Origin of the sequence: Streptomyces sp. NPDC058525, assembly GCF_042719495.1 — a bacterium.
Classification (GTDB): domain Bacteria; phylum Actinomycetota; class Actinomycetes; order Streptomycetales; family Streptomycetaceae; genus Streptomyces.
The window spans coordinates 1-10,657 of sequence record NZ_JBHXNP010000171.1 but is presented as its reverse complement, the minus strand read 5'-3'; the positions used below and the strand labels follow the sequence as shown (position 1 = coordinate 10,657).

At 72.5% G+C, this 10,657-nt stretch carries 5 protein-coding genes and 3 pseudogenes; 2 read left to right on the top strand and 6 right to left on the bottom strand.

The window, feature by feature from the left end; all coding sequences use genetic code 11:
* Nucleotides 1–365 precede the first annotated feature (365 nt).
* Together ACFWP3_RS40605 and ACFWP3_RS40600 are read right to left on the bottom strand one after the other, a co-directional pair.
* Nucleotides 366–1,294 (bottom strand): annotated as a pseudogene (locus ACFWP3_RS40605) (IS3 family transposase); the annotation flags it as partial.
* A 30-nt stretch (nt 1,295–1,324) separates the two neighbouring features.
* A pseudogene (locus ACFWP3_RS40600) lies at nt 1,325–1,855 on the bottom strand (TIGR00730 family Rossman fold protein); the annotation flags it as partial.
* Nucleotides 1,856–2,218: 363 nt separating this feature from the next.
* Between ACFWP3_RS40600 and ACFWP3_RS40595 the strand changes: the two are divergent.
* Both ACFWP3_RS40595 and ACFWP3_RS40590 read left to right on the top strand, forming a co-directional pair.
* Nucleotides 2,219–4,567 carry an ATP-binding protein gene (locus ACFWP3_RS40595; RefSeq protein ID WP_384231746.1) on the top strand — a complete coding sequence of 783 codons (2,349 nt, stop codon included), beginning with the start codon at nt 2,219–2,221 and terminating at the stop codon, nt 4,565–4,567.
* A 41-nt stretch (nt 4,568–4,608) separates the two neighbouring features.
* Nucleotides 4,609–5,496, top strand: a pseudogene (locus ACFWP3_RS40590) (ACP S-malonyltransferase); the annotation flags it as partial.
* A 23-nt stretch (nt 5,497–5,519) separates the two neighbouring features.
* Here the strand turns inward: ACFWP3_RS40590 and ACFWP3_RS40585 are convergent.
* The 4 genes from ACFWP3_RS40585 to ACFWP3_RS40570 all read right to left on the bottom strand — a co-directional run.
* A complete protein-coding gene (locus tag ACFWP3_RS40585; protein WP_384231743.1) occupies nt 5,520–7,181 on the bottom strand; it encodes a (2,3-dihydroxybenzoyl)adenylate synthase in 1,662 nt (553 codons plus the stop codon).
* Entirely contained in the window at nt 7,178–8,278 is a 1,101-nt protein-coding gene (locus ACFWP3_RS40580) for a class II histone deacetylase (protein ID WP_384231741.1), read from the bottom strand. Before ACFWP3_RS40580 ends, ACFWP3_RS40585 begins: the two co-directional genes overlap by 4 nt.
* 13 nt (nt 8,279–8,291) lie before the next feature.
* A complete protein-coding gene (locus ACFWP3_RS40575) occupies nt 8,292–9,527 on the bottom strand; it encodes a beta-ketoacyl-[acyl-carrier-protein] synthase family protein (protein ID WP_384231738.1) in 1,236 nt (411 codons plus the stop codon).
* The coding region (locus ACFWP3_RS40570) for a beta-ketoacyl-[acyl-carrier-protein] synthase family protein (protein ID WP_384231735.1) at nt 9,524–10,657 on the bottom strand (1,134 nt) is incomplete at its 5' end. The genes ACFWP3_RS40575 and ACFWP3_RS40570, both read right to left, overlap by 4 nt.

Genomic DNA, 10,657 nt, shown 5'->3' with positions numbered 1-10,657 from the left:
TGGCGGCCGCCAGGAAGGGCGAGCTGGTTCCTCGCCCTCCGAAGAAGATCGAGTAGGAGATCCGTTTCGCCACAGCCGACGCGCAGAAGGGATGGCGCGACCTCGTCGCGACGATCCGCAACCCCATGACGGAGACCTGGGACTTCCTCACGTGGACGCCACTGTCCACGACGCCGACGAACTATCGGCTCAAGGGTGAGCTCGGCGTCATCGAGCGTGGCGGCGCGACCCATGAGCGGTGGCAGCACAAACCGACTGCGAAGGGCACCGCGCGCATCTGGTTCTACGTCCACGAGCGGCACGGTCTTCCTGGAGCAGGTGCACACGAGCCACCCGAACGAGACGAAGTAGGCGGGCTTCGCAGCGAGCCCCTGGAAGAACGATTCGGCCAGGGCGTTGTCGTAACTCGACCCGACGCGTCCGGTGCTGCGGCGGATGCCGTGCCGGCGGCAGACCTGAGCGGAAGCCCTGGACACGTACTGCGACCCGTGATCGGCGTGGAAGATCACACCGTCGACGGTGCCGCCTCGGGCGGCGACGGCCATCTCGAGCGCGTCGGCGACCAGCGAGGTACGCATGTGGTCCGCGATCGACCAGCCCACCACGCGCCGCGAGCAGATGTCGATCACCGTGGCCAAGTAGAGCCACGTCCTGTCGACGGGCACGTATGTGATGTCGCCGCACCACTTGCTGTCCAGCGCCGTCGCGGTGAAGTCGCGGCCGACCAGGTCCGGAACGGCCGAGGCGGCCGGGTCGGCCACCGTGGTGCGCTTCCCGCGCCGCGGGTGGCGCCCGACGATGCCATTCACGCGCATCAGCCGGGTCACACGCTTGCGGTTGACCCGGCAGCCCTCTCCCCGCAGTTCGGCGTGGATCCGCGGGGCACCGTAGGCACCGTCGTGCCCGGCGTGGATCTCCCGGATCCGGTCGACCATCGCCCGCTCGGCCGCCTCACGAACTCCACGGGCCTGGGCACCGGCCAGGTGCCGGTAGAAGCCGGAGCGGGAGACCCCCAGTACCCGGCACAACCGCTTCACGCCGTAGACGGCGCGGTGGTCCGAGATGAAGTCCCAGCGGCGGGTTTTCACTTCACCTCGCGCGCGAAACAGGCGGGTGTCCACCCCACAGGTTCAGCCCCAGGCAGATCTTCCCCCTGATCGAGGAGCGCTCCCGGCATCTGGCGTTCCTCGCCTCGCTCCTGTTCGGCCTCGCCTACGCGGCTGCCGTCGCGCGCTTCTCGCACGCCTGCGCTGCGCTGCGGGCGCTTCGCCTGCCGAAGAACGGCACGGCGGCGCCGGCCTGAGCCCGGGGAGCAGGCGTCCAATGCCGCCTGGACGACCGTCGTCCATACCGGCATTCGGGCCGCCTCATCGCTGATGAAACCATTGGCCTGCATTTCCGTCAGCCAGGCACACAAACCGGCGTAATGCTTGTACGGGTCGAGTACGACGAGCGGCCGGCGGCGCGCGCCCGCCATGGACAAGGCGCTCCAGGTGTCGAAGAGTTCCTCGCAGGTCCCCAGTCCGCCCGGTAGCACCAGGAACGCGTCGGCCCTGTCGAACATCATTTGTTTGCGTGTGGACAGCCCGTCGACCACGAAAAGCTGATCGGCGGCCCTGTCCGCCTTGTGGGCCAGGGGCCGGGGGACGATTCCAGTGGTATGGCCGCCGCCACGCCGGACGGCGGCGGCCATTGCGCCCATCATCGAGCACTTCTGGCCGCCCCACACCACATGCCATCCCCTGGCCGCGATCCCCCCGCCGACTTCCTTCGCGAGCGAGATGTCGGCGGCTTTGGCCGCGGGCGAGGCGGCACAGTACACGCATACCGTGAACGCGGTGGGGCGCGGTGGCATGGAGTCCGCAGCAGCGGCGTCGAGCGGCATCATGAGCTCCTGATCTGCGGCCGAAGCACCCATCGGCATGCTGATGCGGTACACGGACCACGCTACGGAACGACCATGCGAATTCCAGTCCGCCGACCCGGCTCCGAGCAGGATCCGTAGATTTTCGGGAGCGTCCCCGAAGTCCACCGATACTCAGAAGGCCAACCCTATTGACGATTGAGCATATTTTCCCCAAGTGCTGTTCTTTGCACCAGACTTCAACGTGTGGCACCTTGGTCGTTCAATGCCGCCAGGTATGAGGTGAAAGGAAACGGATGCCTCATTTCTGTCTGCCATTTCCGCAGCCCGCGTCCACTTCCGCCAAGGTCCCCCATGCCACTGCCTGTACCGGCCCGCATCCTGGCACCGCTGCCCGAGGAGCTGACCAGTTTCGTCGGCCGACGGCGAGAGACCGGTGAGCTCCGCGGAGTCCTGGAGACCTCGCGTCTGGTCACCGCCGTCGGCGCCGGCGGTATCGGCAAGAGCCGTCTCGCCTGCCACACAGCAGGCAGACTCACCCGCGCCTTCCCCGGCGGCATCCACTACGCGGACTGCGCCCATGGCGAGGAGGCACTCACCCGCGTCCTCACAGCAGCGCCCGGCGCCAAGGCGCTGCTCCTGGCGGACAACTGCGAGGCGACGCGCGTGCCCGTGGCGCGGCTCGTCGGGCAGGCGCTGCGTTCCTCCGCCGCCTGGCACGTCATGGTGACGAGCCGACAGGTCCTGGGCGTGCCCGGCGAGCACGTGTACCGGTTGCCGCCGTTGGACCTGCCGGAGGCCGGGGAGCGCTCGACGGTCCGGATCGGCGCGTGCGATGCCATCGCGCTGCTCCTCGACCGCGCCCGCGCTGTGCTGAGCGGGTTCGCCCTGACCCGCGAGAACGCTCCGTACCTGGTCGAACTGTGCAGGCGGCTGGACGGGCTGCCGATCGCCCTGGAGGCCGCGGCCGCGCAGATGCGCGTACTGGCGCCCCGGCAGGTGCTGGACCGCGTGGTGTCGTCCTACGACATGTTCGCGCGCGGGATCGGACCCGCCGCCCCGACACTGCTCGCCTGCGTGCAGCGCTCGGCCGAGATGTGTTCGCCCGAGGAGCGCGAGCTCTGGGCCGATCTGTCCGTGTTCCGGGGCCCCGTCACCCTGGACGCCGCGACCGCCATGGGGCCCGCCGGCGCCGACCCGGAGACCGCCCTGCACCTGATCGCGGGTCTGGTGGACAAGTCGGTCCTGGTCCGCGAGGACACCCGGGACACGGTCGGCTACCGGCTGTACGCGCCACTGCGCCACCACGGCCACCGCGTGTTGCAGGAGAGCGGTGGCACTCTGCGTGCCCGGCGTCTGCATCGGGACCACCAGCTGCGGATCACCGAGGCGGAGGCCGCCCGCACGATGAGGGACACGCCGGATGCGGCGTGGCCGCCGTCGCGCGCGGACGGTGCTGAACTGAGTGCCGCCCTGGAGACCTGCCTGTCGGACCCCGAAGCGGGCGACGAGGGGCTGCGCCTGGCCGTGGCCCGCTGGCCGTACTGGCAGGCGGAGGGCGCCACCGCTGAGGCGTGCCACTGGCTCGAATGCTTCGTCCGCGCAGGCGACCTGCCGGCAGCGGGAACCGCGGCGTACGCCCACGCCCTGTGGGTGCTGGCATGGCTGCGGGGAGCACAGGGCGACAGCCGCGAAGCCCGCGCCGTGCTGCGGCACGGCGGTGCGGTGGCCCGCCGGCTCGCCGACGACTCCGCGGCGGCGCACACCGCCTTCGTCCAGGGCGCATTGGACCTCGTCGAGGGCGACGCGGACACGGCGGTCACGGTGCTGCGAGAGGCGCTGGAGCGCCTCACCGGCCCCGAGGACGCCTTCGGCGGCATGATGGCCGCGCTGCACCTCTCCCTGGCCCTCGGGCAGACGGGCGCGGACGACCGCCAGGCGCGCGTGATCGCCGAACAGTGCCGTACCCAGTACCGGATGCCCCGGTGGAAGGGGTACCCGGACTGGGTCCTCGCCGCTGAGGCCCTGAGACAGGGGGACATCGACGGCGCGCAGGCATCGGCACTGGAGGCACTGCAGTCGTTCCTGGCCGTCGAGGACCGGCCGGCCACCGCGGCGGCACTGGAGCTGCTGGCCCGGACAGCGGCAGCCCGGGGCGACGACCGGCAGGCCGCCCGGCTGGTCGGTGCCGCTGCCGGGCATTGTCCGGGAGTCCCGGCCCCGGCCCGGCTGCTGAGTACCGCGGCGATCAGGGACCACCACTTCGGTCTGTGCGCGAGCGTACGACGGCATCTGGGGCCGCGCGCGTTCGAGGCCGCCATCGCCGAGGGCGGAGCCGCGGACCTGGGCGAGCTGCTCGGCAGCACCCTGGCCCCGGTCCCGCGGCGCCCGGACCGCGGCTCGGCGGACGCGGCCGGCGGCCCGCTCACCACGCGCCAGTGGGCAGTGGCGCAGCTGGTGGCCGAAGGGCTGAGCAACCGGGAGATCGCCGGCCGGCTGGTTGTCGCGCAACGCACTGTGGAGACCCACGTCGAGCACATCCTGGCCCGGTTGTCGTTCACCTCGCGCGTGCAGATCGCCGCCTGGGTCACCGAACGCGTCGGCCTGTCCGCGGTGCCCGATGCCGCGCTGCCCGCACAGCCGGCGATGACGCCCCGCTCACCGGTCAGGCTCGCCCGGCAGGTGAGACGAGCACTCCGGTGAGCTCCGCGGCCGCCACGGACACGACGAAAGGCAGACCCGGCATGCAGGTCCACACGGGTGATCGAGACGGTGTTGGTGAACTGGACTGGTCCCGCTGCGCGGTGGCGTTTCCCGGGCAGGGCGGGCAGGGGCCTCGGATGGGCCTGGCCTGGCGTGACCACGAGGTCTGGGAACTCGTGGAACGGGCCGAGGCAGCCGTCGGCCGCGCCGTCGCCCCCATGCTGCTCGACCGCGCCGCCGCACCGCAGACCACCGCCGACGCGCAACTGGCGGTGTTCATGGCCTCGATGCTGGCCTGGGAAGCGGTCCGGAAGGCAGCCGGTCCGCCCGCCCTGTTCGCCGGGCACTCCTTGGGACAGATCTCCGCACTGACCGCCGCGGGCGTCCTGGCGTTCGAGGATGCGGTACGCCTCACAGCGCGACGCGGCGAGCTGACCGAGGCGGCGTGCCGCGGGCAGAGCGGTGGCATGGTCGCCGTGCTGCCGATCTCGGTCGACGCGGCCGAGAAGGCGTGCGGCGTGCCACCGTACGACTGCTGGGTGGCCAACGACAACGCGCCCGGCCAGGTAGTGCTGGCCGGTACCGAGACCGGGCTGGGGAGGGCGGCCGAGGCCGCCCGGGCGCTGGGGGCGGAGAAGTTCTACCGGCTGGCGGTGCCGGGCGCGTTCCACACTCCGCTCATGGCCGAGGCCGCCGCCGGCTTCGGCGATCATCTCCGCACCGTGGCGTTCGGGGCACCGGTGCGCCCGGTCCTGTCCAATGCCACTGCCCGGCCGGCGCCACCCGACGCCCCTTGGCGGCGGTTGCTCTCCGAGCACCTGGTCTCGCCGGTGCGGTGGCGCGAGTCGCAGGAGTACATGGTGGCGGCGGGCGTGCGCGGGCTGGTCGAGGTGGGGTGCGGCAGGACTCTGAGCAAACTCGCGCACCGTACCGTCCCGCAGCTGGCCACCTGTCAGCTCGACACCCCCGCCGCCGCCGACCGACTGCTCGACGGGCTTTCCTGCCCCCCCGCCGTCTGCCCGGCCGGGTCCGGTCGTCCGGCGGCGACGAGTGCGGCGACGGTGCGCCTGAGCCGGGCCTTGTCGACCTTGCCGACCCCGGTCACGGGCAGCGCCGCGACCACCTCGACGCGGTCGGGCAGCTTGAAGGGTGCAATCCCCTGAGCACGCAGGAAGTCCCGCAGTTCGCGCAGCCTCGGCACGTCGTCCCCGGAGCCGGACGCCACCACCACGGCGCACACCGCTTCGCCGTGCAGCGGATGCGGCATCGCGACCACCGCCGCGGCGCATACCGCCGGGTGCCTCAGCAGCAGCGCCTCCAGGTCGCCGGCGGGGATCTTCTCACCGGAGCGGTTGATCACGTCCTTGACCCGCCCGACCACGGTGACGTTGCACGCGTCGTCGAGGCGTACGAGGTCTCCGGTGCGGTAGAAGCCGCCGGGGCCGAAGGCTTCGGGCGGCCGGACGTCCGCCGCATAGGCCGTGATCGTGCTCGGACCCCGCGTCCACAGCTCGCCGACCGTGCCCGGCGGGGCCGTACGCCCCGCGTGGTCGACAACCCGCAGCTCGTCCCCGGGCGCCGCGGGCCTGCCCTGGGTGGTGGCCGCGAGGTCGTCCGGGTCGTCGAGCCGCGTGAAGCACAGCAGGCCCTCGCTCATGCCGTACACCTGCTGGACGGCACAGTCCAGGCCGGTGGCCAGACGCCGGGCTGCGGCCGGGTCCAGCTGGGCACCGCCGACCTGGAGCACCCGCAGGCTCGATACGTCGCGCGGGTGGTCCCGTAGTTCCGTCAGCCACTGGGCGGCGAGGCCCGGGACGAGCGCGCAGTGCGTGACACGCTCGCGTTCGACGAGGTCCAGGCAGTGGGCGGGGTCGGCGGACCGGGCCAGCACCACTCGCCCGCCGCCGGCGAGGGTGCCGAGGACACCGGGGTGCCCGAAGGCGAAACTGTGTGTGACGGGGATCGCCGCCAGATAGACCGAGTCGCGGTCCAGAGCGGACACCTCGGAGGCGGCACGGATCACGGAGGTGAATGCCTCGTGCGTGCGCGGGATGCCTTTGGGCGGGCCGGTCGTGCCGCTGGACAGCAGGTGCAGGGCGATGTCCTGCGGGTGAGGGGTGTGGACGCGCGCCGCCTCTCCGTGCCCCGGGGCGCACAGGGCGTGCAGGTCCTCCCAGGCCAGCAGCGTCCTGACACAGTCGTGCTCCCCGATCAGGCGCCGTGCCATCTCTGTGTGGTCGAAGGCCCGGGAGCGGGGCGGCACGGCCAGCGCGGCCGGCCGCAGTGTGGCGATCACCGGGCTCAGCTCGTGTCCACGCAGCGTCGGCATGGCCAGGACCGGCGGGCATCCGGCACGCATCAGCGCAAGGGCGAGTACCAGCAGCTCGATGCTGTTGGGGAGTTGCAGGAGCACCGGCTCGGGGGCGCGCAGGCCCAGCAGGCGCAACCGTGCGGCGGTGCTGTCCACCGCCACCGTGAGCTGGCGGTACGTCATTCTCCGCTGCTCCTGGACGATCGCGCATCGGTCGGCCAGTGCCTCGGCGTGCCTCAGCACGAGGTCGTCCACCCGTTCCGGCCGCCACCATCCCGCCGCGCGGTAGCGGTCGGCGCTCACCGGACCCCTTCCAGTGCTGCGGCCTGGTCCACCGCCGCCTCCTGCCACGGCGTCAGCTCCTGGTACGGGCGTGCGTCGTAGAAGGCCGCGTACGGGTCGACGACGTCCGTCGGGTGCCCGGACATCGATTCCAGCACGGCCAGTCCGCAGTACGGCACGTACACGGGCGAATAGCCGCCCTCGTGGCACATCACCAGGCGCCCTGCGCACACGTCCTCCGCCAGCTCCAGCAGCTGCCCGGCCAGATCGCGGTATCCCGCCGCACTCACCCCCATGCGGCCCAGTGGATCCGCTGCCGAGGCGTCGAACCCGCTCGCCACGATGACGAGGTCCGGGGAGAACGCCCGTACCGCGGGCACCACGACGCGGCGGAACGCCTCCGCGTACGCACCGTTGCCGCTGCCCGCCGGAAGCGGAACGTTCACAACGGTGCCCACCGCCGTGCCGGCGCCGCGCTCATGCCGGTGACCGGAGTCGAACGGGAACAGTCCCTCCTGGTGCACCGAGACCGTCAGCACATCCGGATCACGCGCGAAGATGTCCTGTGTGCCGTTGCCGTGGTGCACGTCGTAGTCCACGACCGCGACGCGTTCCACGCCGTGCCGCGCGCGGCCCCGCTCGACGGCGACGGCGATGTTGGCGAACAGGCACCAGCCCATGCCGGTGTCGCGCAGTGCGTGATGGCCCGCGGGGCGTACCAGCGCGTAGGAATTGCGTGCCCGGCCGGTGAGCACGGCTTCGGTGGCGGCGATCGCGCCTCCGGCGGCCAGGGCGGCGATGTCGTACGCGCCCGGTCCGAAGGGCGTCCAGCCGTCCCCTGCGTCACCGCCGCCCGCCGCGGCGGCCCGCGCGATGCGATCGACGTAGGCTTCCGTGTGCACGCGCAGCAGATCCTCCCGAGCCGCCTCGCTCGGAGTGATCCGCAGCAGGTGCCGCGCGAGCCCGCTTGCCTCCACCAGTGAGTGGAGACGGGTCCTGGGCTCGGGGGCGTCGTAGTGCGGATGCGGTGGCAGCGGCGCGCCGGCAGCACCGGGGGGATGGAAGTTCCCCGTGTCGTACCAGCCGTATCGCTCGTGCCACACGTACGCCGTGGTCACATTGCCTCCCACCTCATGCCGCGGTGAGGACGAGCACCGCGTTCTGGCCGCCGAATCCGAAGGAGTTGTTCAGCGCGGCGCCGCCGGTCACGGCCCGGGGCGCGCCCTGTACGAGATCGCAGTCGACCTCCGGGTCCGCCCGTTCGAGGTTCGCCGTGGGCGGTACCAGGCCGCTCTCCAGCGCCAGCACGGTGAACACCGCCTCGATGGCGCCCGCGGCGCCCATACAGTGACCGGTCACGCCTTTGGTCGAGGTGACCACGGCAGCCGCACCGATCGCCCTGCGGATCACGCGGGCCTCGGCGACGTCACCGAGCCGGGTCGCGGTACCGTGCGCGTTCACGTGGCCGATGTCCGCCGAGGACAGGCCGGCATCGGCCAGGGCCGCCCGCACCGCGTTCCGTGCCCCGACGCCCTCGGGGTCGGGCGCGGTGTCGTGCACCGCGTCGGCCGAGGACCCGTAGCCGCTGATGCAGCCGCGCACCCGGGCGCCGCGTGCCCGGGCGTCCGCCTCGCGTTCGAGCACCAGGACACCCGCGCCTTCACCGGCCACGAACCCGTCCCTGCCGGCATCGAACGGGCGCGAGGCGGCGGCCGGGTCGTGGGAGCGGCGGGACAGTGCGCCGGCGGCCGCGAGTCCGGCCATCATGGAGGGGCTGACGGCGGCCTCCGCGCCGCCGGCCAGCACGACGTCGCAGGTGCCGCTGCGCAGCAGGTCACGGGCCACGCCGAGCGCTGTGGAACCGGACGCGCAGGCAGTGCTCACGGCCAGGTTCGGACCCTGTGCGCCGCAGTCGATCGCCACGTACCCGGCGGCCATGTTGACCCCGTACAGCGGGAGGAACAGCGGCGACACGCTCGCTGCGCCCTTCTCGCGCAGGATCCGGTGCTGCTGCTCGAATGCCGCCGTGCCGCCGAGGGAGTTGCCCATCACTACTCCGACGCGGGCGCCGTCCCAGGTACGGGAGTCCAGGCCGCAGTCGCGCAGGGCCTCGCGGGCGGCGACCATGCCGAGCTGGACGTGCCGCCCCAGGCGCCAGGCGGTCCGCCGGCCCAGCACCGCCGCGGGATCGAAGTCCGGTGGTACCCGGCAGCTGAAGTCCACCGGCAGACCCGCCAGCCCCGGGTCCGCGGAAGCGGTCGGCACAGCGCTCAGGACCCGCTTCCAGTTCTCGTCCACCCCCACACCGGCAGGAGTGACCAGCCCCAGACCGGTCACCGCCGCACGGAACGGCCGAGGGCGCGTCATGCCGCTGTGAGGACGACGACGGCGTTCTGACCGGCCAGGCCGAAGGCGACGTTGACGGCGACCTCGACGGGCATGGCGCGCGGCGAGCCCTGGACGATGTCCGCGTCGATCCGCGGGTCGAGCCGCTCCAGGTTGGCGACGGGCGGGACCAGACCCTGTTCGATGGACAGGACGGTGTACACGGCCTCGATCGCGCCGGCGGCGGCGATGCAGTGGCCGGTGACGCCCTTGGTGGAGGTCACTGCTGGACGCGGGCCGAGCACGCGGCGCAGCACGCGCGTCTCGCCGATGTCGTTCAGTTCGGTGGCGGTGCCGTGCGTGTTGACGTGGTCGACGTCCGCACCGGACAGCCCGGCGTCCGACAGCGCCGTGCGCAGGGCCCGCTCGAAGCCGCTGCCGTCCGGGTCGGGGGCCGCCTGGTGGACGGCGTCGGCGGAGCCGCCGTAGCCGCTGATGCAGGCACGTACCCGGGCGCCGCGTGCGCGGGCGTCCGCCTCGCGTTCGAGTACCAGGACGCCCGCCCCTTCGGCTGCCACGAACCCGTCCCGGTCGACGTCGAACGGCCGGAAGGCCGCGGGCGGGTCGTCGGACCGGCGGGAGAGGACGCCCATGCTGGTCAGGCCCGCGACGATGGTCCGGCTCAGCGCCGCTTCCGTGCCGCCGGCCAGCACGATGTCGCAGGTGCCGCTGCGCAGCAGGTCACGGGCCACCCCGAGAGCGGTGCCGCCGGAGGCGCACGCCGTGGTGACCACCAGGTTGGGCCCGCCCGCGCGGCAGTCGATCGCGATGTGCCCGGCGACCATGTTCGCGCCCCACATCGAGATGAACATGGGCGACACCGCCTGGGCGCCCTTGTCCCGCAAGGTCAGGCACTGCTGCTCAAAAGTCGCCGTGCCGCCGAGGGAGTTGCCCATCACTACTCCGACGCGGGCGCCGTCCCAGGTACGGGAGTCCAGGCCGCAGTCGCGCAGGGCCTCGCGGGCGGCGACCATGCCGAGCTGGACGTGCCGCCCCAGGCGCCAGGCGGTCCGCCGCCCCAGCACCGCCGCGGGATCGAAGTCCGGTGGTACCCGGCAGCTGAAGTCCACCGGCAGACCCGCCAGCCCCGGGTCCGCGGAAGCGGTCGGCAC